This window comes from Ancylobacter mangrovi, from assembly GCF_024752355.1.
GTDB classification, from domain to species: Bacteria; Pseudomonadota; Alphaproteobacteria; order Rhizobiales; family Xanthobacteraceae; genus Ancylobacter; species Ancylobacter mangrovi.
Genome location: NZ_JANTHZ010000013.1, coordinates 63,350 through 86,093, shown reverse-complemented (window position 1 = coordinate 86,093; position 22,744 = coordinate 63,350). Strand labels below are relative to the sequence as shown.

The window sequence follows — 22,744 nt, the reverse complement described above, 5'->3', positions numbered from 1 at the left end:
TTTCGTGGGAAGCTGCCCAGCCACCGCGCATGGCGAGCGGCGCGCTTTTTGCCGGACGTGACCCGCCCGGGCGCGCGTCAGGCGTGACCGGAATCGGAGGAGAGCATGCCCGGATCGATGCCGATCTTGCGCAGGGCGCGCTCATATTTCGCCGCCGTGTCGGCGCCGAACACCAGCGCCGTGTCGGCCGGGCAGTGCAGCCAGCCATTCTGCTGGATCTCGTTCTCGAGCTGCCCCGGCGCCCAGCCGGCATAGCCCAGCGCCAGCACCGCGCTCGCCGGCCCGCCGCCGGCCGCGATCGCCTTCAATATGTCGAGCGTCGCGGTGAGGCAGATGCCGTCGTCGATCGGCAGCGTCGAATCCTGGATGAAGAAGTCGGCGCTGTGCAGCACGAAGCCGCGCCCGGTCTCCACCGGGCCGCCGCGCAGCACCTTCACCCCGCCGGCACTGTTCGGCAGGTGGATGCGCTCCTCCTGCGGGATCACGTCGAGCTGCACCAGCAGGTCGGTGAAATTGATGTGATTTGCCGGCTGGTTGACGATGATGCCCATCGCCCCCTCGGGCGAGTGCGCGCACAGATATATCACGGCACGGGCGAAGCGTTCGTCGCGCATGCCGGGCATGGCGACCAGCATCTGTCCGTCAAGGAAGGTCCCGCCGGACCCGCCGCCGGCACCCTCGTCGCTTCCTCGTCCCATCAACATGAAGGAAAGCGTAAACCCAAGTGGCGCATTTTCAACCCCGCGCCACCGGCCCCGGCTTTGCGGCGCCGAGGGGCTCACACGAAAGTGCGGGCCGCATACTTTCGCGCCGCGGCGGGAGAGGCTATCGCCATGGTCATGTCTCGCAGCTTTCCGATCGTCCTCGCCCTGTTCGCCACCGCCGCGCTCGTGCCGTTCGGCACCCGCGCCGCGCGCGCCGAAGCCGCCTCCGACTGGTCCGCGCCGGACGGCACGGCGGTGCGCCTTATCGGCGGGCCGGCCGACCACACCTCGCTGACCGGCGGCGTCGAGATCCGCCTCGCCCCGGGTTGGAAGACCTATTGGCGCTATCCGGGCGATGCCGGCGTGCCCCCGCATTTCGACTGGTCGGGCTCGCAGAATGTCGGCGGCGTGAAGATCCTCTGGCCGGCACCGATCCGCTTCGACGAGGGCGGGAGCTTGTCCATCGGCTACAAGAAGGACGTCGTGATCCCGATCGAGGTCACGCCGACCGACGCGGCCAAGCCCGTGACGCTGAAGCTCAATCTCGACTTCGCCGTCTGCGAGAAGATCTGCCAGCCGGCCAACGCCACCCTCAGCCTCGACCTTCCGCCCGGCGGCGACGCCCCCTCCCCCGCGCTCGCCGCCGCGCTCGCCAGCGTGCCGAAGCCGGCCACGCTCGGAGCGACGGGCACGCCGGCCATCGAGACCGCGGTGCTGGAGCAGGCGGGCGACGACAAGTCGATCCGCATCGAGGCCAAGACCTCGAACGCCGACCATGCCGATCTGTTCGTCGAGGGCCCGGACGAGAGCTGGGCGCTGCCCCTCCCCACCCGCGAGGCCGGCCCGGACGGCAAGATCGTGTTCGTGCTGCCGGTCGACGGGGTGCCCGATGGCGCCGACATCGCCACCACGCCGCTGCGCTTCACCCTGACCGACGGCAGCCGGGCGGTCGAGGTCGAGGCCCCGCTTTCCACGCACTGAAGCTTCTTCCCGAGAAGCGGGAAATGACTATGCTACCGCGCCAGCGGGCCCGTGCGGCTCCGCCGCCGCGCGCGTATGATCGCGGCCGGGCGGAGCCTGCGGCCGCGGCCCGCCGACCCGCGTGAAATCATTGCGTCGAAAGGAAAAGCCCATGACGATCAAGGTTGGCGACATGCTTCCCAGCGCCACGTTCCGTGTCGCCACCGCCGACGGGCCGGTGCCGAAGTCCACGGACGAGGTCTTCAAGAACAAGAAGGTCGTGCTGTTCGCCGTGCCCGGCGCCTTCACGCCGACCTGCCACAAGAACCACCTGCCGAGCTTCATCGCCCGTGCCGACGAGATCCTCGCCAAGGGCGTCAGCACCATCGCGGTGACGGCGGTCAACGACCCCTTCGTGATGGCGGCCTGGGAGAAGGCCTCCAATGCGGGCGGCAAGATCCTGTTCCTCTCGGACGGCAATGGCGAGTTCGCCAAGGCGCTCGGCCTCGACTTCGACGGCGCGGCCGCCGGCCTCGGTGTGCGCTCCAAGCGCTATTCCATGCTGGTCGACGATGGCGAGGTGCTGATCCTCAATGTCGAGGACGTGCCGAGCAAGGCCGACAAGACCAACGCCGACGTGCTGCTCACGCAGTTCTGACCATCAGGCTCCGGCGCGCATGAAGCCTCGCGCGCCGGGGCCGCCCGGCGGGGCACCCCCGCCGCTCAGGCGATGATGTCGGGGCAGATCTGGTCCTCGACGAAGCTGATCCGGTCCTTCAACGCCAGCTTGCGTTTCTTGAAGCGGGCGAGCTGGAGCTGATCGTTGCCCGGCATCTCGTGCAGCGCCTCGATCGCTGCATCCAGATCGCGATGTTCCTGCTTCAGGCGCTCCAGAAGGGCCCGAAGCTCGCGTTCTTCATCCGTCATCTGTGCCTAACGCTCGAACCGCGACCGATTCGCCCCGTTCCGGCCGGGGCGTTTCACGCAGTATCGCCGTCCTTCCGCCGCCCCGCAATACGGCCGCCCGCACGCCGTCGTGTTGCGGTGCAGCGCATCGTTTCGTCGACAGCGGTAGCCGCAAGTGACAGACTGATGACGTTCACTTCCAGAGACAGGGAGATATTGTCCATGTCCATGCAGGCGCATGTTGCGGAGTTGGAACGTCGCCACCAGGCGCTCGAGAAGGAGTTACGGGAGGAAGTAGCCCGACCGGGCTCCGATGAAGTCCGGGTCATGGACCTGAAACGCCGCAAGCTTCATCTGAAGGACGAAATCACGCGGCTCAGAGGCTCGCCGCTCCACTGAGCGGAGTACCTGGCGAAACTAACTCCGCCGCCGGCCTCGCAGGCCGGCGGTTTGTATTTCGGACCCCTTCCGGAACCGAGCCCCACGACAGGCCGCCCGACAGGATTTCCGGCATCGACCAAGGTCGTAAGCATTTCCGCCTTCTTGAAATCACAGCCGCGGGCCGGAATTCTCGGGTCTAGAACAAGAAGAACAACCGGTCCCCTGGAGACGCCACCATGTCCGCCGAGCCACGCTCCGATCGCGCGAGCCGCTACCCCGCCATCCATGCCCGTTCGATCGACGATCCCGAAGGTTTCTGGGGCGACGCCGCCCGCGCCGTCGAATGGATCGCTGAGCCGCGCGCGATCTTCGATCCCGCGCTCGGCGTCTATGGCCGCTGGTTCGTCGGCGGCCTCACCAATGTCTGCCACAACGCGCTCGACCGGCATGTCGACGCCGGGCGCGGCCAGCAGCCGGCGATCTACTACGACAGCCCGGTGACGGGCGCCAAGCGCACCGTCACCTATTCCGAGATGCTGCGCGAGGTGCGCATCCTCGCTGGCGTGCTGCGCGAGCTCGGCGTCGGCAAGGGCGACCGGGTGGTCATCTACATGCCGATGATCCCCGAGGCCGTGTTCGCGATGCTCGCCTGCGCGCGCATCGGCGCGGTGCACTCGGTGGTGTTCGGCGGCTTCGCGGCGGCGGAGCTGGCGAGCCGCATCGACGACGCCCGCCCCAAGGTCGTGCTCTCCGCCTCCTGCGGCATCGAGCCGAACCGCATCGTCGCCTACAAGCCGCTGCTCGACCTCGCGCTGACCATCGCCAAGCACGCGCCCTCGGCCTGCGTCATCTTCCAGCGCCCCGAGGCCGAGGCCGGCCTCAAGGAGGGCCGCGATCTCGACTGGGCGGCGATGCGCGAGAAGGTGGCGACGAGCGCGCGCGGCGTGGAGTGCGCCACCGTCTCGGCGACCGACCCGCTCTACATCCTCTATACCTCCGGCACCACCGGCAAGCCGAAGGGCGTGGTGCGCGACACTGGCGGCTACATGGTGGCGCTGCGCTGGTCGATGGAGGGGCTCTACGACGTCAAGCCCGGCGAGGTGTTCTGGTCCGCCTCCGACATCGGCTGGGTGGTCGGCCATTCCTACATCGTCTATGCGCCGCTGCTCGCCGGCTGCACCACGGTGCTGTTCGAGGGCAAGCCGGTCGGCACGCCCGATGCCGGCGTGTTCTGGCGGGTGATCGAGGAATACAAGGTCTCCGCGCTGTTCACCGCGCCGACCGCGCTGCGCGCGATCAAGAAGGAGGACCCGGAGGGCCTCCTGATGAAGGACTACGACCTGTCCACCCTGCGCACCCTGTTCCTCGCCGGCGAGCGCGCCGACCCGGACACGGTGGTCTGGGCGGAGACCAGGCTCGGCATTCCGGTGGTCGATCACTGGTGGCAGACCGAGACCGGCTGGGCCATCGCCGGCAACCCGGTGGGCCTCGGCGCGCTCGACGTCAAGGTCGGCTCGACCGGCGTGCCCATGCCCGGCTACCAGGTCGACATCCTCGACGAGGGCGGGCATCACGTCGGCCCGAACCGGATGGGCTCGATCGCCATCAAGCTGCCGCTGCCGCCCGGCTGCCTGCCCACGCTGTGGCAGCAGGACGAGCGGTTCCGGGAGAGTTACCTCGCCGAGTTCCCCGGCTACTACAAGACCGCCGATGCCGGCTTCTGCGATGCCGACGGGCAGCTCTTCATCATGGGGCGCACGGACGACATCATCAACGTCGCCGGCCACCGCCTCTCCACCGGCGGCATGGAGGAGGTCCTCGCCTCCCACCCGGACGTCGCCGAATGCGCGGTGATCGGCATCCATGACGAACTCAAGGGCGAGGTGCCCTGCGGCTTCGTGGTGCTGAAGGCGGGCGTGGCGCGCGCGCCGAACGAGATCGAGGGCGAGATCGTCGCCCTGGTGCGCGAGCGCATCGGCCCGGTGGCGGCGTTCCGCATCGCCATCGCGGTGCACCGCCTGCCGAAAACGCGCTCGGGCAAGATCCTGCGTGGCACGATGAAGAAGATCGCCGATGCCGAGCCCTGGAACATGCCGGCGACGATCGACGATCCCTCTTCGCTGGACGAGATCGCCGCCGCGCTGAGCGCGCGGGGGCTGCCGAAGGCTTCGGCGGCCTAGGCGCCGGCGGGGCCCGCCGGAGCGGACGCTCGCGAGACGAACGGACAAAACAAAAGGGGCGCCGGTGCGCCCCTTTTTTATTCCGCCGGAAAGGCGTTTCCGCCGCGCGGGAGCCCTCGTCCCGCCGCAGCCGGAAGGCTCACTCGTCCTCGGCTTCGCTCTTGCGCGAGCCGCCCAGCTTGGCGAACACGGTCTCGAGGTCGATCGCCTCCTCGCGCGGCTTCTGCGCCGGCACGAAGGGCTCCTGGGCACCGGCGCCGGTGGTGACGTCGGCGGGCAGCAGCGTCGCCCCACCCTCGCCGGCGGCGGCCGCCGGGCGGTCCTTGGAGGAGCGCTGCACCTCGATGTCGAGGTCGATCTGCGAGCACAGGCCGAGCGTGACCGGGTCCATCGGCGTCAGGTTCGCCGCGTTCCAGTGGGTGCGCTCCTTGATCGATTCGATCGTGGTCTTGGTGGTGCCCACCAGACGCATGATCTGGCTGTCCTTGAGCTCGGGATGGTTGCGCAGCAGCCAGAGGATGGCGTTCGGCCGGTCCTGGCGCTTGGAGACCGGGGTGTAGCGCGGGCCGCGGCGGCGCTTGGCCTCGGGCAGCTTCACCTTCGGCTCCAGCAGCTTCAGCCGGTGATTCGGGTTCTGCTCGGCGCGCTCGATCTCCTCGCGCGAGAGCTGGCCGGTGGTTACCGGGTCGAGCCCCTTGATCCCCTGGGCGACTTCGCCGTCGGCGATGCCCTTCACCTCGAGCACGTGAAGCTTACAGAAGTCGGCGATCTGGTCGAACGTCAGCGCGGTGTTCTCGACCAGCCACACGGCGGTGGCCTTCGGCATCAGGGGGGCGTTCGCCATGGGACGCGTCTCCTCAAAGATTGGTTCGGCCAGACAAGCAGTCTCACGCGCTCCGCCGCCCGACTGGGGCGGAGCCACGGACCGTCTCACGATGACCGGGATGACTTAAATATAGGCGCGCCGCTTCCATCCTGCAAACGCAAAGACACCGCCCCGCGCCGACGGCGGCCTCGCCTGTCGCTTTCGGCCGCGCCGGGAACATTTGCGCCGCTTAGGAAGGATTTAGCAACGCGGCGCCCGCTTCACGAAATAAATAGCGCACGGATCGGCCTCGCGCCGACCGTGTTGATCCCATGGGCGGCGCGGGCGGCCACGCCCTGCGCCCGGCAGAAACGGAACGAATGTCGATGAAACCGCTCTCCCTACTGGCGCTGGCGTTCGCGCTGGGGCTCGCCATGCCGGCCGCGGCGCAGGAAATGCCCGGCAAGGCGGACGTCGCCCGCATCTCCGGCGGCACCTACGGCGTGGACACCAACCACACGCAGATCATCTGGACCGTCGACCATCTGGGCCTCTCCCCGCTCTCGGGCATGTTCGGCGCGGGCGAAGGCACGCTCAATCTCGACCCGAAGGCGCCGCAGGCGGCGACGCTCCAGCTCTCCATCCCGATTTCGACCCTCGCCGTCACCTCGAAGAGCTTCGGCCAGGATCTCGGCGGCTCCGGCTTCTTCGACGTGGCGAAGTTCCCGTCCGCCACCTTCAAGTCCACGAAGGTGACGCCGCACGGGGCGAAGGCGACCGTGGAGGGCGAGCTCACGCTGCACGGCGTGACGCACCCGGTGACGCTCGAGGTGAGCCTGTTCGGCGCCGGCATCAACCCGCGCAGCAAGCGCGAGGAGATCGGCTTCACCGCGACCGCGACGCTCAGGCGCAGCGATTTCGGCCTCGGCGTCGCCGTTCCGCTGGTATCGGACGAGGTGAAGCTCGACCTGGTCGGCGTGTTCCGCAAGAATTCCTGAGCGCGCCGGCGGAGCGGCGGGGCGCCGCGCGCGCTTGACACGGAGGGCGCCGCCACCCATGACGGTGGCGAACCCCCGATGGACCGTATGATGAGCGCCGCCCCAAAGCCCGATCTGCGCATCCTGCTCTGCGCCCCGCGCGGCTTCTGCGCCGGCGTGGTGCGTGCGATCGACGCGGTCGAGCGCGCGCTGCAGATCTACGGCCCACCGGTCTATGTGCGCCACGAGATCGTGCACAACAAATACGTGGTCGAGGGGCTGAAGGCGAAGGGTGCCATCTTCGTCGAGGAACTGCACGAGGTGCCCGCCGGCACCAGCGCGCCGGTCATCTTCTCCGCCCACGGCGTCGCCCGGTCGGTGCCGGAGGAGGCCGCGCAGCGCAATTTCTTCGCCATCGACGCCACCTGCCCGCTGGTGACCAAGGTGCATCGCGAGGCGGTCGTCCATTTCAAGCGGGGCCGCGAGGTCGTGCTGATCGGCCATGCCGGCCACCCCGAGGTGATCGGCACCATGGGCCAGCTCCCCGCCGGCGCGGTCACGCTGGTCGAGACCGCCGAGCAGGCCCGCAGCTTCGCCCCGCGCGACCCCGGAAACCTCGCCTTCACCACCCAGACCACGCTCTCGCTCGACGACACGGCCGAGATCGTCGCCATCCTGCGCGAGCGCTTTCCCTCCATGGTCGCCCCGCACAAGGAAGACATCTGCTACGCCACCACCAACCGACAGGAAGCGGTGAAGCGGGTGGCGCCGCAGGTCGAGGCGATGATCGTGGTCGGCGCGCCGAATTCCTCCAACTCGCAGCGCCTGCGCGAGGTGGCCGAGCGCGAGGGCTGCCGCGCCGCCCTGCTGGTGCAGCGCGCCGGCGACATCGACTGGGACGTGTTCGGCTCGATCGCCTCGCTCGGCATCACCGCCGGCGCCTCGGCGCCGGAAGTGCTGGTGGAGGAGATCATCGACGCCTTCGCCGAGCGCTTCACGGTGCGGGTCGAGACCGTCTACACCGCCCATGAGGACGTCTTCTTCCCCCTCCCCCGCCAGCTCCGTCCGGACGCCGCCGAATAATCCCATGGCCGTCTACACCGACGTTTCCCCGGAAGAGCTCGAAGCCTTCCTCGCCACCTATGAGATCGGCCGCCTGCGTGCCTTCAAGGGCATCGCCGAGGGCGTCGAGAACTCGAACTACCTGCTGCAGACCGAGGCCGGCAGCTTCATCCTCACTCTCTACGAGAAGCGGGTGAACCCAGCCGACCTGCCGTTCTTCATCGGGCTGATGGAGCACCTCGCGAGCCGCGGCATCGACTGCCCGCAGCCGGTGAAGAACCGCGCCGGGGCCGCGCTCGGCACGCTCGCCGGCCGCCCGGCCGCGATCGCCACCTTCCTCGTTGGCACCTCGGTGCGCCGGCCTTCCGCCGGCCATTGCGCCGCGCTCGGCACCGCGCTCGCCGGGCTGCACAAGGCCGGCGCCGACTTCACCGCTTTCCGCCGCGCCAACGCGCTCTCCGTGCCCGGCTGGCGGCCGCTGTTCGAGCAGGCCGAAGCGCGCGCGGACACGGTGGCGCCGGGCCTTGCCGCCCTCATCGCCGACGAGCTCGCGACGCTGGAGCCGAACTGGCCCACCGGGCTTCCCGCCGGCGTCATCCATGCCGACCTGTTCCCGGACAACGTCTTCTTCACCGACGGAAGGCTCTCGGGGCTGATCGACTTCTACTTCGCCTGCAACGATTTGCTGGCCTATGACATCGCCATCTGCCTCAACGCCTGGTGCTTCGAGCCGGACGGCGCCTACAACCAGACGAAGGGCCGCGCCCTGCTCGCCGCCTACCAGGCCGAGCGCCCGCTGGAGCCGGCCGAGATCGACGCCCTCACGCTCCTGTGCCGGGGCGCGGCGCTGCGCTTCCTGCTCACCCGGCTCGTCGACTGGCTGAACGTGCCGCCCGGCGCGCTGGTGCGCCCGCACGACCCGAAGGACTATCTGCGCCGTCTACGCTTCCACCGCGCGGTGCGCAACGTGCGCGACTACGGCATCGCCCTCGCCGGGAGCGCGGCGTGAAGACCGCCCCGGGCACCGCGCGCGTCTTCGACGACGACGCCCCGCGCGAGGCCGCCAAGGGCATCGTCGCGATCTGGACCGACGGCGCCTGCTCGGGCAATCCCGGCCCCGGCGGCTGGGGCGCTATCCTGCGCTATGCCGGCGCGCAGAAGGAACTCTCCGGCGGCGAATCGCCCACCACCAACAACCGCATGGAGCTGACCGCGGCGATCGAGGCGCTCGACGCGCTGAAGCGCCCCTGCACGGTCGACCTCCACACCGACAGCGAATATCTGCGCAACGGCGTCACCAAGTGGGTCGCCGGCTGGAAGCGCAATGGCTGGCGCACCGCCGACAAGAAGCCGGTGAAGAACGTCGATCTGTGGGAGCGGCTGGAGACGGCCATCGCCCGCCACGAGATCCACTGGCACTGGGTGAAGGGCCATGCCGGCGACCCGATGAACGAGCGCGCGGACGAGCTCGCCCGCGAGGGCATGGCGCCCTACAAGCGCCGCCACGGCGGGAGCTGAGCCGCCATGGGCGCCGCACCCGATCCCGCGCCCGAACCTACCTCCGGCGCCGTCCGCGGCGCGCCTGCCGTGCTGCTGCGGCTGGAGGGCCTCGCGGTGCTGGCCGGCGGCGTGCTCGCCTATGCCGCGCTCGGGCAGAGCTGGTGGCTGTTCGCGCTGCTGTTCCTCGCGCCCGACCTCGCCATGGCCGGCTATCTCGCCGGCCCGGCCGCCGGCGCCCGGCTCTATAACGCCATGCACGCCCATATCGGCCCGACCCTGCTCGCGGCGGCCGGCTATCTCCTCGCCGATCCGTGGCTCGGGGCGCTCGCCGCGATCTGGTTCGCCCATAACGGGCTCGACCGCGCCCTCGGCTACGGGCTCAAATATCCCGACGCTTTCGGCCACACCCATCTCGGAATGATCGGCAAGGCCGCCAATCCCCGCAAAGTCGGGGCGGATCGCCCGACGGCGGATTGACAAAAGCCCCTCCGCTCCGCTATCAGCCGGGCCTCGAATTCAGGCAAGCTGGCGGATCGGGGCGCGGCCATGGAGGCGCCGTCTCATGCGCAGGCGCTATCGATCCGAAGGTTGAGTGTCATGAAGATCCGCAATTCCCTCAAGTCGCTGCTTGGCCGTCACCGCGACAACCGTCTGGTGCGCCGCAAGGGCCGCGTCTACATCATCAACAAGACCCAGAAGCGCTTCAAGGCCCGCCAGGGCTGAGGCTTCGCGCCCAGCGGCTTCGGGGACGGTTCGCCGGCCACCGGGGCAGGGCGTTCCGGGCGGCCGCGTTCACGTTTTCGCGGCTGGGCCGGCCAAGAATTGACGAGGGCGCCATCGCTCCTACACTGGAGCCATGCGCGCCCTTTTTGCTGCCCTGATGATCGCCGCGGCACCGGTCGCCCTTCCGGCCCCGTCCGCACTGGCCCTTTCCGCCCAATCGCCGGCCGACCAGCCGCCGGCGACGGTGCATGGCGCCACGCGCCGGGCCGCCGGCCTCGAGCGCATCCTTCAGGTCCAGACCCCCGGCGTGACGCCGGAGGAGGAGCCTGCGGACCCCGGCCTCATCGATCCCGAGATCACCGGTCCGGAAGACACCAATCCCGACGTCGCCACGCCCGACGGGCCGGACGAGAACGCGACCACCGGCGCCGCGAAGCAGGACAAGGGGCTGGAAGCGCAGGCCAAGGCCGAACCCGACCCCAAGAAGCGGCTCGACGCCCTGTTCGCGGCGCTGAAGGCGGCGCCGGACAAGGATTCGGCCAAGGCCATCGCCGACCGGATCGACATCGCGCTGGCCCCGAGCGGCAGCGCCACCGCCGACCTGCTGATGGGCCGGGCGGCGCTTGCGACCGAGGTGAAGGACTACGACCTCGCGATCGAGCTGCTCGACGCGGTGATCCGCATCGAGCCCGATCATCTGGAAGCGTGGAACAAGCGCGCGACGGTGTTCTTCCTGCAGGAAGACTTCTCCGATTCGCTGGCGGACCTTCAGCAGGTCGTCACCCGCGAGCCGCGCCATTACGGCGCGTGGGCCGGCATCGCCATCATTTGCAAGCAGATCGGCGACGACAAGCATGCGCTTGAGGCCGCGCGCCGGGCGCTCGCCATCTATCCCCACCTCGAATCGGTCGAGGACATGGAGAAGACCCTCTCGCTCAAGATCGAGGGTCGGCCGATCTGAGCGGGCCCCCGCTCAGACCCGCTCGTAATCCACGTAGCTGACGGCGAAGTCGTCCTTCTCGCCCTGCGGCGGTTCCTCGCGGGCGACCTCGCGCCACTGCGCCCGGTCGAAATCGGGGAAGTGGATATCGCCTTCCGGCGTGCCGTGCACCTCGGTCAGCCGCAGCCGGTTCGCCAGCGGCAGCGCCTGGGCATAGATCTGCGCTCCGCCGACCACGACGATCTCGTCGGCGCCGATCCGCTCCGCCTCGCGCTCCGCCTTCTCCAGCGCCGCGCCGAGCGTCGGCGCCACCATCACGCCGTCGGGCGTGACGAAGCCGGTGTCGCGGGTGATGACGATCGTGGTGCGGCCCGGCAGCGGGCGGCCGATGGCGTCGAAGGTGCGTCGCCCCATCAGGATCGGCTTGCCCCAGGTGATGGCCCGGAACCGCTTCAAATCGCCCGAAATGTGCCAGGGCAGCTGGTCGCCGCGCCCGATCACCCCGTTCGCGGCGATCGCCGCGACGATGGCGAGGGTCGGCGGCGTGCCGTTCTCGGTCCCGCTCATGCCGCTTTCCCGGTGAGCTGGGCCAGCGCCGCGTCGGCGGCGGCAAGGCCGGTCTGGTGGGCGCCGTGGGCGGTCGAATAGGCGTGCGGCGACACCGCCTCGCCGGCGAACATCACGCGCTCGCCGAGCGTCTGGCCGAGCCGGGCGCGCAGCGGCGCGAGGCCCGGCAGCGCGCAGCTATAGGCGCCGCCGATGAGCGGGTTGGAAACCCAGTTGGTGGTCGCCACGCCGGTGACGCGACGACGTATATCCGCACCGAAGGCGTCGGTGAGCGCGGCCATGGCGAAATCCTCCATTGCCTGAGGGCCCGCCGCGACGAGCCCGGCGGCATTGTCGCCACCGAGCTGACCGATCGCCATCGGCGCGCCGAACGGGTTGAGCACGAAATTGATCGGCCGGCGCGCGGGATCGCGCAGGTCGATCGTGTCGACATAGCTGGTCGGGCCGACGCCGAAGACGTCGCCGTCGAACCGGATCGCGACCTTCTCCGCCGCGCCGAGCGGCAGCGCCTCGAACGCCTCGGCGAGGTCGGGCGGCAGCAGCGGGGCGAAACGCAGCCCGCCGCGCGCAATCACCGTGGTCGGCACCGCGACGATGGCGAGCCGGGCGAGGAGCCGCCCGCGCGGCGTCTCCACCGCGACGCCGCTGCCGGACCAGTCCACGAGGCTCACCGGGCAGCCGGTGACGACCGGCAGGTCGGACGCCATCTGCGCCGCCGCGGCCTGCACCAGTGCACCATAGCCGCGCTCGACCGGGTAGTTCTCGCCCGTGTCGCCATAGGCGGCGTAGTCGAGCGTCGAGAGCCGCTCCGGCTCGGCGGCGGACATCAGGGTCATCCAGTGCCGCGCCAGCCGGTACCAGGGGTCGGCCGGGTCCATCACCTCGCTGGCGGCGATGTCGCGCCCTTCCTCGCCGGCCCGGTGGACGGCGGTGAAGGCGGTGTCAATCGAGCGCCACGCCGCCTCGCGCTCGACCTCGTCCGCCCAGCGATCCCCGAGATGGGTCGCCCGGGCCTGCCGCGTGCCGCGCTTGAGATAGGTGAGGCCGAGCTCATCGGCGGCGGCGCGCAGCGGGTTGACGGATGCCGAATGCAGCCAGTGGCAGCCCTGGTCCCACGGCACGCCGAGACTGGTCGTGTCGGTGAAGGCGCGCCCGCCGGTGCGGTCGGCCGCCTCCAGCACGACGACGTCGGCCCCGCGCTGGTGCAACCGGGCGCCCGCGGCGAGACCTGCGGCGCCGGCGCCGACAACGATCACATCACGCATGTCGCTCACGCCACTAATCGTTCAAGCACTATTTCTTGCGGAACGCGTCGAGCCGCACGACCTGGGCGCCCGACTGGCTCCCCGCCGGCTCGGCTTCCGGCTTCGCGCCGTCCGCGCGTTCCTGGTCGGCGGCGGCCTTGCCTTTGGCGCCCTCGGCCCTGGCACTATCGCCCTTGGCACCCTCGCCTTTCACGGCGGCCTTGGAAGTCTCGGCCTTCGCCACGTCGCCCCCGGCCTCTTCGCCCTCGCCGATGCGCGAGCGCCGCGTCTCCGCCGCGACGGGACGCGGCTCGGCACGGCCGGAAGCAGCCGGAGCGCTCTCGCTCCGGGCGCCGGACTTGGCGGGCTTCGCCTCCGCCTGCGACGACCGGGCGGCCGGAACGGGGCCGCGCGTGGTCGGCACGGAGGTGGGGCGCATGGCGGCGGGCGCGGGCTGGGGCGCCTCGACCTCGGCCTCCTCCTCGTCCGGTGCCGGCTCGAACTGCAGACCGAATTTCACCGACGGGTCGAAGAAGCCCTTCAGGCTGGAGAACGGCACGTGCAGCCGCTCGGGAATGCCGTTGAAGGACAGACCGACCTCGAAGAACGTCTCGCTGACGATCAGGTCCCAGAACTGGTGCTGGAGCACGATCGTCATCTCTTCCGGGTACTTCTCCTTCAGCCGCGGGGAAAGCCGCACGCCGGGCGCGCAGGTGTCGAAGGAGATGTAGAGGTGATGGTCGCCGGGCAGGCCGTCCTGGGCGACGTCGTTCAGCACGCGGCGCACGACGGCGCGCAAGGCGTCCTGCACGAGAAGGTCATAACGGATCAGATCGACGCTCATGCCGGCAATGAACCCGATTCCAGCCCCGACCGCCAGCCGGACCTAAGATTAAAAGAAAGTGGAGGCTTCTGTTGCCAGGTGCCTCCGAACCCCGCCTTACAGTGCTACCCGCAAGGACTTATTTCCCAGAGATCAAACCGCTCACGCGGCCTGAGCAACCGGAGCATAGTTGTCGTTGGCAACTATATGTTTGGTCCGATGACGGCGGTACCATGCCGAGCGAAAGCCTACCCTTTACGCCCTCGTCGATCCTGTTTCGCCCCCGCCGGAACCCACCGGGCCGAAAGGCAGGCGGGATGGGCTCGGGTGGAGGCGCCGGGTACTGCCCCCGGGTCCGAAAGGTTTATTGCGGTAACCGTTTATCGCCGTAGCCGGCTTGCGCCGGCACCCGGAATATAGGCGCTCCCCCTCCCGCTTGGAAGGGGCCGGGCGCCTCTCGCACAGTTACCTATGCGTCGGCGGCCTCAAGCCTCGGTCTGGTCGCCATATTGCAGGCGCTCGATCGGCAGCTTGCCGCCCTCGGTGCCGGCGAGCTTCTCGTCGAGATCGGTGAGCCGCGCGCGCAGCGACTCCATCAGCATCTGCCGCATCAGTTCGTAGTCGAGCTTCACGTCGGAATGGGCGCTGCGCAGCGACTGGCCGGCGCGCAGCACCAGCGCGGGCGAGGTGTTGGAGGCGTCGACCTTGAAGTCGAGCGGATGGGTCGCATCCTTCTCCAGAAGATTCAGATGCATGGCGAGGCGGTGATACTCGCTCGCCAGAGCCTTGGTGCTGTCGGTGGCCTTCACGGTGTCGGTCATCGGGCTCCCTCCTCAACGTCGGGCGGGCGCGCATGGCGCCGGCCTCGATGACAAGTACCACGCGGCCGCGAAGTTCCGATGATACCGCCGTACCTTACCGCCCGACGTCATGTCCCCTGCTGCGCCGCGAAAACGCCGCAGAATGATCACGTCCCGCAGCGGAACGTCCGCCGCTGCCGGCCGTTCTGGTCCCGTCTGGGGGAGCAGACACGGAGACGAACGATGAAGATCGCCAATCTGACGATGAGCGGCGTGGCCGCTACCCTCGGCCTGTGCGCCCTCTCGGCAACGCCCGGCCTCGCTCAGGACGTCTATGTGCGCACCACCGAGCCCGCCGGGCCGGTGCTCGCCGTGCCCGCAGAGCCGGGTCCCACCGTCATCGTGCGCGAGGAGCCGTCCTACGACGCGCCGGACTATGTCGTGACCCAACCCCCGCATGTGGTGGTGCGCGAGGCCCCGACCTATGAAGCGCCCGCCTATGAAGCCCCGGCCGATGAGCCGCCCGCCTACGAGCCCCGGCAGGTGATCGTCGCCGAGCCGGCGGACGGCCCCTATGCCGGCAATGGCTGGTACCGCGAGGTGCCGCCCTATCCCGCGCCGCTGCCGCGCGCGGTGAACCGCCGCGCCCCGGCGTCGGACTGCCGCATGGTGGAGCGCGAGACCCGGTCCGGCCTCATCCGCGTGAGCACCCTGTGCGAGTGACGTCCCTCTGACGCGACGCACGCGCCAAAAAATTGTGGTTCACGCCCGGACAGAAGGGCGGGTGGCCGTGCGCCGCCCGCCCTTGCGCGCTATATATAGTGGGTCGAAACGCCAACGGCCGGCCCCGACCACGAGAGCGGCGCGGCACATGAGAGGCTCATGCGGCAATATCACGAGCTCCTGGAACGTATCCTGCGCGAAGGCACGCGCAAGGACGACCGCACCGGCACCGGCACCTATTCCGTGTTCGGCCACCAGATGCGCTTCGCCCTGTCGAAGGGCTTCCCGCTCGTCACCACCAAGAAGCTGCATCTGAAGTCGATCGTCCACGAGCTGCTGTGGTTCCTCGCCGGCGATACCAACATCGCCTACCTCAAGGCCAACGGCGTCTCGATCTGGGACGAGTGGGCGGACGAGAACGGAGATCTCGGCCCGGTCTACGGCCATCAGTGGCGGAGCTGGCCCGACGGGCGCGGCGGGGTGATCGACCAGATCGCCCAGCTCGTCACCGACATCCGCCGCAATCCCGATTCGCGCCGGCTGATCGTCTCGGCCTGGAACCCGGCGGACGTGCCGAAGATGGCGCTGCCGCCCTGCCACTGCCTGTTCCAGTTCTACGTCGCCGACGGCCGGCTCTCCTGCCAGCTCTACCAGCGCTCCGCCGACGTGTTCCTTGGCGTGCCGTTCAACATCGCGAGCTACGCCCTGCTCACCCACATGGTGGCGCAGGTGACGAAGCTGGAGCCGGGCGACTTCGTCCACTCCTTCGGCGACGTGCACCTCTATCTCAACCATGTCGACCAGGCGCGCGAGCAGCTCGCCCGCACGCCGCGCCCGCTGCCGAGGCTGAAGCTCAACCCGGCGGTGGACGACCTGTTCGCCTTCCGCTTCGAGGACATTGCGATCGAGGCCTACGACCCCTACCCCGCCATCCGGGCGCCGGTGGCGGTTTGACGGATCACGGCATGTCGCTCGCTATCCGTCCTGCGCGTCCCGGCGATGCCGGCCTGATCCACGCCTTCGTGCGCGAGCTCGCCGAATACGAGAAGCTGCTGCACGAGGTGGAGGCCGGCGAGGCCGACATTGCGCGCGACCTGTTCGGGCCGAGCCCGCGCGTCTTCTGCGACATCGCGGAATGGGAGGGCGAGCCGGCCGGCTTCGCGCTGTGGTTCTACAATTACTCGACCTTCCGCGGCCGCCACGGGCTTTATCTCGAGGATTTGTTCGTGCGCCCCGCCTTTCGCGGGCGCGGCATCGCCACCGCGCTGATGCGCCATCTGGCGAAGCGCTGCGTCGCCGAGCGCCTCGGCCGCTTCGAATGGTGGGTGCTGAACTGGAACGAGCCGGCGATCACCTTCTACCGCTCCATCGGCGCAGTGCCGATGGACGAATGGACGGTGCAGCGCGTCAGCGGCGAGGCCCTCGTCCGCCTCGCCGGCGAATAGGCACGCCGCCGGTCGAAACCGGCGGCGCTTTCCGTTGCAAATCGACCGTCGAGGAAGCTGGCAGGCGAAGGTCCGCCGGCAGGGGACCGCCGCTCGGCGGCGATCCCCGTCCGTGTGCCGCGATCAGAGGGTGTCGCCCTCGTCATCGGCCGGCCCGCCATCCGGGTTCATCATGCCCGGACCCATGCCGTTGTGCATGCCGGGACCCATCCCAGGACCCATGCCAGGCCCCATTCCGGGTCCCCGGCCCATGCCCGGGCCGCACGGGCCGTGGCCGCCCATCATGGCGAAGCCCTTACCGTGCCCGCCGGGACCCCAGCCATGGTGCGGACCGTGGCCGAAGCCGCCCTGCTGCGCCTCGCGGAACAGCAGGTTGAAGCGGAACTTCTGGCCTTGGTCGAGCGTGCCGTAGAGCGGCTCCGCGGCATCGGCGAGCTTCTTCAGGGCCCTGCCCCGTTCGACCATGCTGTCGGCCCGCTTCTCGAGCCGGGCGACGACGTCGCCGTGCGGACCGTCGGGACCGGCGCCCATGCGGGGACCGGGGCCGGGACCCGCATCGGGACCCGCGCCGGGTGCCTGACCCATGTCGGGACCGGGCGCGCCGGGAGGCGGCGCACCGGGGCCCGGCGCCGGCTTGCCGTCCGGACCCGGTCGGCCCGGCCCGCGCATCGCCTGATGCTGCTCGCGCCAGTCGCGATGCTGCTCACGCCATTCCTGGCGCCAGCCGGACTGCTCCTTGGCGTAGTCGTGCAGCGCGGTCTCGAGCGCCGGCCACAGCTTCTCCTGCTCCGGCGTCAGCCGCAGGCCCGCCTTCAGCGCCGCGATGCGCGCATCGGCCATCGCGTCGGCATTCGCCGCCCGCTGTTCGGCCGTCGGCGGCTTGGGGGCCTCGGCGTTATTCGACTGGGCGACCGCAAAACTGGCACTCGCCAGAAGGGCTGTTGCGGCAGCAGCAATGATCGTGCGTTTCATTGGCCTCATCTCCTTTCGAAGTGAGGCCGATGCTGACGCACGACCGGCAACTTACCAAGTGAAACTTCCGTAATGTTCCAGTAGAAACTTACGGATACTTAGATGAACAGTCATTCATGTAGCTGAACGCCTGTTAACCGGGCGAGATCATCTTCTCCGGCCGCACGATTGCGTCGAATTCCTCATTCGTCACATAGCCGCCGCCGACCGCTTCCTCGCGCAGCGTGGTGCCGTTCTTGTGCGCGGTCTTGGCGATCTTGGCAGCGTTGTCGTAGCCGATCTTCGGCGCCAGTGCCGTGACAAGCATCAAGGAGCGCTCCAGCGCCGCCTCGATATTGTCCTCGCGCGCCTCGATGCCGACGACGCAATTGTCGGTGAAGCTCACCGCCGCGTCCGCCATCAGCCGCACCGACTGCAGGAAGTTGTAGGCCATCACCGGGTTGTAGACGTTGAGCTCGAAATGGCCCTGGCTGCCGGCGAAGCTGAGCGCCGCATTGTTGCCGAACACCTGCACACAGACCTGCGTCAGCGCCTCGCACTGGGTGGGGTTCACCTTGCCGGGCATGATCGAGGAGCCCGGCTCATTCTCCGGCAGGGCGAGTTCGCCGAGGCCCGAGCGCGGGCCGGAGCCGAGCAGGCGGATGTCGTTGGCGATCTTGAACAGCGACACCGCCACCGTGTTGATCGCGCCGTGCGAGAACACCATCGCGTCATGGGCGGCGAGCGCCTCGAACTTGTTCGGCGCCGAGGTGAAGGGAAGCCCGGTGATGGCGGCGATCCGCTCCGCCACCTTCTCCGCGAAGCCGACCGGCGCGTTGAGCCCGGTGCCGACCGCCGTGCCGCCCTGGGCGAGTTCCATCAGCGAGGGCAGCGTCTGCTCGATCCGGGCGATGCCGTTCTCAACCTGCTGGGTGTAGCCGGAGAATTCCTGGCCGAGGGTGAGCGGCGTGGCGTCCTGGGTGTGGGTGCGGCCGATCTTGATGATGCCCTTCCACTGCTGCGCCTTGTCGTTCAGCGCGTTGCGCAGCTTCTGAAGCGCCGGGACCAGCCGGTGGACGATCTCCTCCGCGCAGGCGACGTGCATCGCCGTCGGATAGGTGTCGTTGGAGGACTGGCTCATATTGACGTGGTCGTTGGGATGGACCGGCTTCTTGGAGCCCATCGTCCCGCCCAGCATCTCGATCGCGCGGTTCGAGATGACCTCGTTGGCGTTCATGTTCGACTGCGTGCCCGAGCCGGTCTGCCAGACCGCGAGCGGGAAATGGGCGTCGAGCTTGCCCTCCATCACTTCCTGCGCGGCGGCGATGATGACGCGGGCGAGCTCCGGGTCGAGCCTGCCGAGCTCGAGATTGGTCTCGGCCGCGGCCCGCTTGATGACGCCGAGCGCGCGAACCACCGGCAGCGGCTGCTTTTCCCAGCCGATCTTGAAGTTTCCGAGCGAGCGCTGAGCCTGCGCACCCCAGTACTTGTCCGCCTCCACGTCGATGGGACCGAACGTGTCGGTTTCGATGCGGGTCTTGCTCATGATTTCTTAGCCTCTCGGATCAGCGCGTCCTTAAAACCGTCCCAATCGGGCACGAGGGCCTGGGGCGCGGCCGGGTTTAGCATGCGGGGCAGGCCCCGCAAATGCGCCCTGCGGAGAGTGGGCGGACCAGCCGAAAACGCGGATATCAACCCCGTTTCACGAGGCCGTGATGCGCCCGGGAGCGGCGCCGGCGTGCCGCGACGCCTTGCGCCGCCTTGCGCGGCGCGAAAGTGACCCCTTCCCGTCCGCAACCTGACTAGACTGAACCGAGCAGTTCAAGCAACGCAAGGTAGAGATAAGCCTATTACCTACAGATTCGCGACTCACGATGGGGCTGCCCACCCGGCGAATGGTCTCCGGCCACCAAATCACGGACAAAAAAAAGTCTGTATGCGGTCAAATTGCTGCACTAGAGGTATATCGGAAGAGCAATCTGGGCGGATGCGGTATTATTCTACTTATGGCGGATCTGATCAACCTTCATCGACATCGCAAGCGCCTTCGTCGCGAAGCTGCGGAACAAATTGCCGCGATCAGGCGTTTGGAGTTTGGCCGGTCGAAGGCGCAGAAAACGGCGGAGTCTGCCCAGGAGCAGCGCCGGGCGAACTTGCTGGACGGCCATAGGCGAATTCGAGAGGATGAAACATGAAGAGCCCTGTGGTGAAGCGATCGATCGTTATTGCCGGGCACAAGACGAGCGTAAGCCTTGAAGATCAGTTCTGGGATGCGCTCAAGGAGATCGCCTCAAATCGGCGCAGTACGCTGTCGGAGATCGTCGCCTCCATCGATTCCGGTCGGAACCAGGGCAATCTTTCATCGGCGATACGGCTCTATGTGCTTGCCCACTATCGTAACTCTCCCAACATGCGCGACGGCGCCGATCACGGCGAACGCAGCATGCCCGTGCGGTCTACCGTTGCGTAACATTTCGTACATTCCCATATGACGCCACGCGACGGCGCGTTGTAACCCGGTGTCTCGTCACCTATAACGCCCTCGCCCGCGTTTCTCGCAACGAGAGCGCGGAATCGATCTGCACGGTGGCGTCTCACGGTTCTGCGTATGCGGGCCTGGGCGATCGGGCACGCAAACGGAGTAGCCGCGCAATGTCGTGGAAGAACCAGAGCGGTGGACCGTGGGGCAGCGGTCCGCGCGGTCCCTGGGGCACCGGCCCGCAATCGCCGGGACCAAATTCTCCCGATCTCGAAGACCTGATCCGCCGCGGCCAGGAAAAATTGCGCAGTGCGATGCCGGGCGGCTTCGGCAGCGGCAAGGGCATCATCCTCGTCGTCGCCCTCGCCATCGTCGCGTGGCTGCTGTCGGGCTTCTACCGCGTGGAGCCGGACGAGCAGGGCGTGGTCCTGCGCTTCGGCCGCTTCGTCGCGACCTCGAATCCCGGCCTGAACTACCACCTGCCCTACCCGATCGAGACCGTGCTGACCCCGCAGGTCACGCGCGTGAACCGCATCGACATCGGCATCCGCACCGGCGACGATCCCCGTCGCGGCGCCGCCATGCGCGACGTTGCCGAGGAGAGCCTGATGCTCACCGGCGACGAGAACATCGTCGACGTCGATTTCGCCGTGTTCTGGATGGTGAAGCCCGCTGCCGCCGGCTCGACCGAGGACATCGGCGCCGCCAACTTCCTGTTCAACGTCCAGAATCCCGAAGGCACCATCAAGGCGGTGGCCGAGAGCGCGATGCGCGAGGTGGTCGGGCGCACGAACATCCAGCCGATCCTCACCGGCGCGCGCCAGAACATCGAGACCGCCGTGCACGAGCTGATGCAGAAGACCCTCGACGATTACCAGTCCGGCGTCCTCATCACCCAGGTCCAGCTCCAGAAGGTCGACCCGCCGCAGCAGGTCATCGACTCGTTCCGCGACGTGCAAGCCGCGCGCGCCGACGCCGAGCGCCTGCAGAACGAGGCGCAGGCCTACGCCAACCGAGTCGTGCCCGAGGCCCGCGGCGAGGCAGCCCGCATCACCCAGGGCGCGGAAGGCTACAAGGAGCGCGCGGTCATCGAGGCACGCGGCCAGGCCTCGCGCTTCCTCAGCGTGCTGGCCGAATACCAGAAGGCGCCGGAAGTGACCCGTCAGCGCCTCTATCTCGAAACCATGGAACGTGTCTTCGGCGGCATGGACAAGGTCATCATCGACCAGAAGGCGAGCGGCAACGGGGTCGTTCCCTACCTGCCGCTCGGCGCGCTCAGCCCATCCTCCGCCAAGCCGGCCCCGGCCACGCAGGGAGTCGCGAAATGAAGCACAGCATCGGCCTCATCCTCGCCATTCTCGCCGCCGCCGTCCTGATCGTCCTCTATTCGGCGCTGTTCCAGGTCTACCAGACCCAGCAGGCGCTGGTGCTGCGCTTCGGCGAGCCGGTGCGCGTGATCGAGCAGCCCGGCCTCAACGCCAAGATCCCGCTGGTCGACAGCGTGATCCTGGTCGACAAGCGCATCCTCGACCTCGAGAATCCCTCGCAGGAAGTGATCGCCGCTGACCAGAAGCGGCTCGTGGTCGACGCCTTCGCGCGCTACCGCATCGTCAATCCGCTGCGCTTCTACCAGTCGGTGGGCACGGTGGAGGGCGCCAATTCGCGCCTCGCCACCATCCTCAACTCGGCGCTGCGCCGCGTGCTGGGCGAAGCCAGCTTCATCGAGGTGGTGCGTGACCAGCGCGAGGCGCTGATGGGCCGCATCCGCGACCAGGTGAACCGCGAGGCGCAGAATTTCGGCATCAACATCCTCGACGTGCGCATCCGCCGCGCCGACCTGCCGGAGGCGAACAGCCAGGCGGTGTTCCAGCGCATGCAGACCGAGCGCCAGCGCGAGGCATCCGAGATCCGCGCACAGGGCGCCGAGGCGTCGCAGGCCATTCGCGCCCGCTCCGATCGCGATTCTACCGTCATCGTCGCCGAGGCCAACGCCACCGCCGACAAGCTGCGCGGCGAAGGCGAGGCCCAGCGCAACGAGATCTTCGCGCAGGCCTACAGCAAGGATAAGGACTTCTTCGACTTCTATCGCTCGATGCAGGCCTACGAAGCCTCGATGAAGTCCGGCGACACCCGGATGCTGCTGGCGCCCGATTCGGATTTCTTCCGTTTCTTCAACAACCCGGTCCCTGCGGGCACCGGGGCGCCGTCGGCGCCCAGCGCTTCCGCCGCACCGGCACCCGCTTCCGGACCGGCCGCCACGCCGGCCCCGGAGACGGGCTCGCAGCCCAGCCCCGCCCCCGCGAACTGACGCGCGGGCCATGGCCGATCTCGTCGTCGCGCTCGGCCTCGTGCTGGTGATCGAGGGACTGATGCTGGCGGCGGCACCCAGTGCCGTGCGTCGCGCCATGGAGGCGATCGACCAGCTTCCCGACATGCCCTTGCGCATTACGGGGCTGGCCGGCGCCGTCATCGGACTGCTCATCGTCTGGCTGATCCGCGGCTGACGACGCCCGTCACGGCCTCGGTGCGAAGGCGCGCGAGGGCGAACCGCGGCCGGCCCTTCGCGGCGGCCTG

At 68.7% G+C, this 22,744-nt stretch carries 28 protein-coding genes and 1 other RNA gene; 19 read left to right on the top strand and 10 right to left on the bottom strand.

The features are described 5' to 3' along the window. Positions 1–77 precede the first annotated feature (77 nt). On the bottom strand, positions 78–704 hold the full coding sequence (locus tag NVS89_RS20960) for a YqgE/AlgH family protein (RefSeq protein ID WP_258734714.1): 627 nt from the start codon (positions 702–704) through the stop codon (positions 78–80). Positions 705–833: 129 nt separating this feature from the next. On the opposite strand from NVS89_RS20960, the gene NVS89_RS20955 reads away from it, so the two are divergent. Together NVS89_RS20955 and NVS89_RS20950 are read left to right on the top strand one after the other, a co-directional pair. Beyond that, positions 834–1,685 (top strand): protein-disulfide reductase DsbD domain-containing protein, encoded by an 852-nt coding sequence (locus tag NVS89_RS20955; RefSeq protein ID WP_258734713.1) that lies wholly within the window; start codon positions 834–836, stop codon positions 1,683–1,685. A 151-nt stretch (positions 1,686–1,836) separates the two neighbouring features. Continuing rightward, positions 1,837–2,322: a peroxiredoxin gene (locus NVS89_RS20950; protein ID WP_258734712.1), complete on the top strand. Its 486-nt coding sequence runs from the start codon at positions 1,837–1,839 to the stop codon at positions 2,320–2,322. A 65-nt stretch (positions 2,323–2,387) separates the two neighbouring features. Here NVS89_RS20950 and NVS89_RS20945 read toward each other — a convergent pair whose 3' ends face one another. After that, complete coding sequence (locus NVS89_RS20945) at positions 2,388–2,591, bottom strand: YdcH family protein (protein ID WP_258734711.1); 204 nt, start codon at positions 2,589–2,591, stop codon at positions 2,388–2,390. A gap of 201 nt (positions 2,592–2,792) precedes the next feature. Here NVS89_RS20945 and NVS89_RS20940 point away from each other — a divergent pair, with 201 nt between their 5' ends. Then, complete coding sequence (locus NVS89_RS20940; protein ID WP_258734710.1) at positions 2,793–2,969, top strand: YdcH family protein; 177 nt, start codon at positions 2,793–2,795, stop codon at positions 2,967–2,969. 218 nt (positions 2,970–3,187) lie between these two features. Next, the gene (locus NVS89_RS20935; protein ID WP_258734709.1) at positions 3,188–5,131 is read left to right on the top strand and encodes a propionyl-CoA synthetase; all 1,944 of its coding nucleotides are present in this window, start codon (positions 3,188–3,190) and stop codon (positions 5,129–5,131) included. A 139-nt stretch (positions 5,132–5,270) separates the two neighbouring features. Here the strand turns inward: NVS89_RS20935 and NVS89_RS20930 are convergent, their stop codons facing one another. Next, on the bottom strand, positions 5,271–5,975 hold the full coding sequence (locus NVS89_RS20930) for a DUF1013 domain-containing protein (protein WP_258734708.1): 705 nt from the start codon (positions 5,973–5,975) through the stop codon (positions 5,271–5,273). Between the two features lie 341 nt (positions 5,976–6,316). Between NVS89_RS20930 and NVS89_RS20925 the strand changes: the two genes are divergently transcribed. From NVS89_RS20925 to NVS89_RS20895, 7 genes are all read left to right on the top strand, one after another. Beyond that, positions 6,317–6,934, top strand: a complete 618-nt coding sequence (locus tag NVS89_RS20925; RefSeq protein WP_258734707.1) for a YceI family protein — start codon at positions 6,317–6,319, stop codon at positions 6,932–6,934. Between the two features lie 90 nt (positions 6,935–7,024). Beyond that, positions 7,025–7,996 (top strand): 4-hydroxy-3-methylbut-2-enyl diphosphate reductase, encoded by a 972-nt coding sequence (ispH, locus tag NVS89_RS20920; RefSeq protein WP_258734706.1) that lies wholly within the window; start codon positions 7,025–7,027, stop codon positions 7,994–7,996. 4 nt (positions 7,997–8,000) lie between these two features. Further along, complete coding sequence (locus NVS89_RS20915) at positions 8,001–8,984, top strand: homoserine kinase (protein WP_258734705.1); 984 nt, start codon at positions 8,001–8,003, stop codon at positions 8,982–8,984. Next, on the top strand, positions 8,981–9,493 hold the full coding sequence (gene rnhA / locus NVS89_RS20910) for a ribonuclease HI (RefSeq protein WP_258734704.1): 513 nt from the start codon (positions 8,981–8,983) through the stop codon (positions 9,491–9,493). The genes NVS89_RS20915 and rnhA overlap by 4 nt, the downstream gene beginning before the upstream one ends. A gap of 6 nt (positions 9,494–9,499) precedes the next feature. Next, on the top strand, positions 9,500–9,952 hold the full coding sequence (locus tag NVS89_RS20905) for a DUF4260 domain-containing protein (RefSeq protein WP_258734703.1): 453 nt from the start codon (positions 9,500–9,502) through the stop codon (positions 9,950–9,952). 120 nt (positions 9,953–10,072) lie between these two features. Next, the gene (ykgO, locus tag NVS89_RS20900) at positions 10,073–10,198 is read left to right on the top strand and encodes a type B 50S ribosomal protein L36 (RefSeq protein WP_013167868.1); all 126 of its coding nucleotides are present in this window, start codon (positions 10,073–10,075) and stop codon (positions 10,196–10,198) included. Between the two features lie 133 nt (positions 10,199–10,331). After that, complete coding sequence (locus tag NVS89_RS20895) at positions 10,332–11,159, top strand: tetratricopeptide repeat protein (RefSeq protein WP_258734702.1); 828 nt, start codon at positions 10,332–10,334, stop codon at positions 11,157–11,159. 12 nt (positions 11,160–11,171) lie between these two features. Here the strand turns inward: NVS89_RS20895 and NVS89_RS20890 are convergent, their stop codons facing one another. From NVS89_RS20890 to NVS89_RS20870, 5 genes are all read right to left on the bottom strand, one after another. Next, positions 11,172–11,705 carry a dihydrofolate reductase gene (locus NVS89_RS20890; protein WP_258734701.1) on the bottom strand — a complete coding sequence of 178 codons (534 nt, stop codon included), beginning with the start codon at positions 11,703–11,705 and terminating at the stop codon, positions 11,172–11,174. Further along, the gene (locus NVS89_RS20885; protein WP_258734804.1) at positions 11,702–12,970 is read right to left on the bottom strand and encodes a flavin monoamine oxidase family protein; all 1,269 of its coding nucleotides are present in this window, start codon (positions 12,968–12,970) and stop codon (positions 11,702–11,704) included. The genes NVS89_RS20890 and NVS89_RS20885 overlap by 4 nt, the downstream gene beginning before the upstream one ends. Positions 12,971–12,998: 28 nt before the next feature. After that, positions 12,999–13,793 carry a ClpXP protease specificity-enhancing factor SspB gene (locus tag NVS89_RS20880; protein ID WP_258734700.1) on the bottom strand — a complete coding sequence of 265 codons (795 nt, stop codon included), beginning with the start codon at positions 13,791–13,793 and terminating at the stop codon, positions 12,999–13,001. 57 nt (positions 13,794–13,850) lie between these two features. Continuing rightward, positions 13,851–14,218: a transfer-messenger RNA gene (gene ssrA, locus NVS89_RS20875) on the bottom strand. 39 nt (positions 14,219–14,257) lie between these two features. Continuing rightward, positions 14,258–14,593, bottom strand: coding sequence for a hypothetical protein (locus NVS89_RS20870; protein ID WP_258734699.1), 336 nt, complete (start codon positions 14,591–14,593; stop codon positions 14,258–14,260). Between the two features lie 222 nt (positions 14,594–14,815). On the opposite strand from NVS89_RS20870, the gene NVS89_RS20865 reads away from it, so the two are divergent. The 3 genes from NVS89_RS20865 to NVS89_RS20855 all read left to right on the top strand — a co-directional run bounded on the left by NVS89_RS20865 (position 14,816) and on the right by NVS89_RS20855 (position 16,740). Further along, entirely contained in the window at positions 14,816–15,295 is a 480-nt protein-coding gene (locus NVS89_RS20865; protein ID WP_258734698.1) for a hypothetical protein, read from the top strand. A 159-nt stretch (positions 15,296–15,454) separates the two neighbouring features. After that, on the top strand, positions 15,455–16,249 hold the full coding sequence (locus tag NVS89_RS20860) for a thymidylate synthase (protein WP_258734697.1): 795 nt from the start codon (positions 15,455–15,457) through the stop codon (positions 16,247–16,249). An 11-nt stretch (positions 16,250–16,260) separates the two neighbouring features. Next, the gene (locus NVS89_RS20855) at positions 16,261–16,740 is read left to right on the top strand and encodes a GNAT family N-acetyltransferase (protein ID WP_258734696.1); all 480 of its coding nucleotides are present in this window, start codon (positions 16,261–16,263) and stop codon (positions 16,738–16,740) included. Positions 16,741–16,863: 123 nt separating this feature from the next. Here the strand turns inward: NVS89_RS20855 and NVS89_RS20850 are convergent, their stop codons facing one another. Further along, positions 16,864–17,712, bottom strand: a complete 849-nt coding sequence (locus tag NVS89_RS20850; protein WP_374114614.1) for a hypothetical protein — start codon at positions 17,710–17,712, stop codon at positions 16,864–16,866. 133 nt (positions 17,713–17,845) lie between these two features. After that, positions 17,846–19,237 carry a class II fumarate hydratase gene (gene fumC, locus NVS89_RS20840; protein WP_258734695.1) on the bottom strand — a complete coding sequence of 464 codons (1,392 nt, stop codon included), beginning with the start codon at positions 19,235–19,237 and terminating at the stop codon, positions 17,846–17,848. Between the two features lie 328 nt (positions 19,238–19,565). On the opposite strand from fumC, the gene NVS89_RS20835 reads away from it, so the two are divergent. From NVS89_RS20835 to NVS89_RS20815, 5 genes are all read left to right on the top strand, one after another. Then, the gene (locus tag NVS89_RS20835) at positions 19,566–19,886 is read left to right on the top strand and encodes a DUF4169 family protein (RefSeq protein ID WP_258734694.1); all 321 of its coding nucleotides are present in this window, start codon (positions 19,566–19,568) and stop codon (positions 19,884–19,886) included. Continuing rightward, positions 19,883–20,161, top strand: coding sequence for a ribbon-helix-helix domain-containing protein (locus NVS89_RS20830; protein WP_258734693.1), 279 nt, complete (start codon positions 19,883–19,885; stop codon positions 20,159–20,161). The genes NVS89_RS20835 and NVS89_RS20830 overlap by 4 nt, the downstream gene beginning before the upstream one ends. A gap of 182 nt (positions 20,162–20,343) precedes the next feature. After that, a complete protein-coding gene (gene hflK / locus NVS89_RS20825) occupies positions 20,344–21,498 on the top strand; it encodes an FtsH protease activity modulator HflK (RefSeq protein ID WP_258734692.1) in 1,155 nt (384 codons plus the stop codon). Then, complete coding sequence (gene hflC, locus NVS89_RS20820) at positions 21,495–22,478, top strand: protease modulator HflC (RefSeq protein WP_258734691.1); 984 nt, start codon at positions 21,495–21,497, stop codon at positions 22,476–22,478. Before hflK ends, hflC begins: the two co-directional genes overlap by 4 nt. Before the next feature lie 10 nt (positions 22,479–22,488). Beyond that, positions 22,489–22,674 (top strand): DUF2065 domain-containing protein, encoded by a 186-nt coding sequence (locus tag NVS89_RS20815; RefSeq protein WP_258734690.1) that lies wholly within the window; start codon positions 22,489–22,491, stop codon positions 22,672–22,674. Positions 22,675–22,744 lie beyond the last annotated feature (70 nt).

Bases quoted from the DNA above. Each gene is read 5' to 3' on its own strand.
- NVS89_RS20960 (WP_258734714.1), bottom strand. From the start codon at position 704: ATGTTGATGGGACGAGGAAGCGACGAGGGTGCCGGCGGCGGGTCCGGC.
- NVS89_RS20955 (WP_258734713.1), top strand. From the start codon at position 834: ATGGTCATGTCTCGCAGCTTTCCGATCGTCCTCGCCCTGTTCGCCACC.
- NVS89_RS20950 (WP_258734712.1), top strand. From the start codon at position 1,837: ATGACGATCAAGGTTGGCGACATGCTTCCCAGCGCCACGTTCCGTGTC.
- NVS89_RS20945 (WP_258734711.1), bottom strand. From the start codon at position 2,591: ATGACGGATGAAGAACGCGAGCTTCGGGCCCTTCTGGAGCGCCTGAAG.
- NVS89_RS20940 (WP_258734710.1), top strand. From the start codon at position 2,793: ATGTCCATGCAGGCGCATGTTGCGGAGTTGGAACGTCGCCACCAGGCG.
- NVS89_RS20935 (WP_258734709.1), top strand. From the start codon at position 3,188: ATGTCCGCCGAGCCACGCTCCGATCGCGCGAGCCGCTACCCCGCCATC.
- NVS89_RS20930 (WP_258734708.1), bottom strand. From the start codon at position 5,975: ATGGCGAACGCCCCCCTGATGCCGAAGGCCACCGCCGTGTGGCTGGTC.
- NVS89_RS20925 (WP_258734707.1), top strand. From the start codon at position 6,317: ATGTCGATGAAACCGCTCTCCCTACTGGCGCTGGCGTTCGCGCTGGGG.
- ispH (WP_258734706.1), top strand. From the start codon at position 7,025: ATGAGCGCCGCCCCAAAGCCCGATCTGCGCATCCTGCTCTGCGCCCCG.
- NVS89_RS20915 (WP_258734705.1), top strand. From the start codon at position 8,001: ATGGCCGTCTACACCGACGTTTCCCCGGAAGAGCTCGAAGCCTTCCTC.
- NVS89_RS20905 (WP_258734703.1), top strand. From the start codon at position 9,500: ATGGGCGCCGCACCCGATCCCGCGCCCGAACCTACCTCCGGCGCCGTC.
- ykgO (WP_013167868.1), top strand. From the start codon at position 10,073: ATGAAGATCCGCAATTCCCTCAAGTCGCTGCTTGGCCGTCACCGCGAC.
- NVS89_RS20895 (WP_258734702.1), top strand. From the start codon at position 10,332: ATGCGCGCCCTTTTTGCTGCCCTGATGATCGCCGCGGCACCGGTCGCC.
- NVS89_RS20890 (WP_258734701.1), bottom strand. From the start codon at position 11,705: ATGAGCGGGACCGAGAACGGCACGCCGCCGACCCTCGCCATCGTCGCG.
- NVS89_RS20885 (WP_258734804.1), bottom strand. From the start codon at position 12,970: ATGCGTGATGTGATCGTTGTCGGCGCCGGCGCCGCAGGTCTCGCCGCG.
- NVS89_RS20880 (WP_258734700.1), bottom strand. From the start codon at position 13,793: ATGAGCGTCGATCTGATCCGTTATGACCTTCTCGTGCAGGACGCCTTG.
- NVS89_RS20870 (WP_258734699.1), bottom strand. From the start codon at position 14,593: ATGACCGACACCGTGAAGGCCACCGACAGCACCAAGGCTCTGGCGAGC.
- NVS89_RS20865 (WP_258734698.1), top strand. From the start codon at position 14,816: ATGAAGATCGCCAATCTGACGATGAGCGGCGTGGCCGCTACCCTCGGC.
- NVS89_RS20860 (WP_258734697.1), top strand. From the start codon at position 15,455: ATGCGGCAATATCACGAGCTCCTGGAACGTATCCTGCGCGAAGGCACG.
- NVS89_RS20855 (WP_258734696.1), top strand. From the start codon at position 16,261: ATGTCGCTCGCTATCCGTCCTGCGCGTCCCGGCGATGCCGGCCTGATC.
- NVS89_RS20850 (WP_374114614.1), bottom strand. From the start codon at position 17,712: ATGAAACGCACGATCATTGCTGCTGCCGCAACAGCCCTTCTGGCGAGT.
- fumC (WP_258734695.1), bottom strand. From the start codon at position 19,237: ATGAGCAAGACCCGCATCGAAACCGACACGTTCGGTCCCATCGACGTG.
- NVS89_RS20835 (WP_258734694.1), top strand. From the start codon at position 19,566: ATGGGGCTGCCCACCCGGCGAATGGTCTCCGGCCACCAAATCACGGAC.
- NVS89_RS20830 (WP_258734693.1), top strand. From the start codon at position 19,883: ATGAAGAGCCCTGTGGTGAAGCGATCGATCGTTATTGCCGGGCACAAG.
- hflK (WP_258734692.1), top strand. From the start codon at position 20,344: ATGTCGTGGAAGAACCAGAGCGGTGGACCGTGGGGCAGCGGTCCGCGC.
- hflC (WP_258734691.1), top strand. From the start codon at position 21,495: ATGAAGCACAGCATCGGCCTCATCCTCGCCATTCTCGCCGCCGCCGTC.
- NVS89_RS20815 (WP_258734690.1), top strand. From the start codon at position 22,489: ATGGCCGATCTCGTCGTCGCGCTCGGCCTCGTGCTGGTGATCGAGGGA.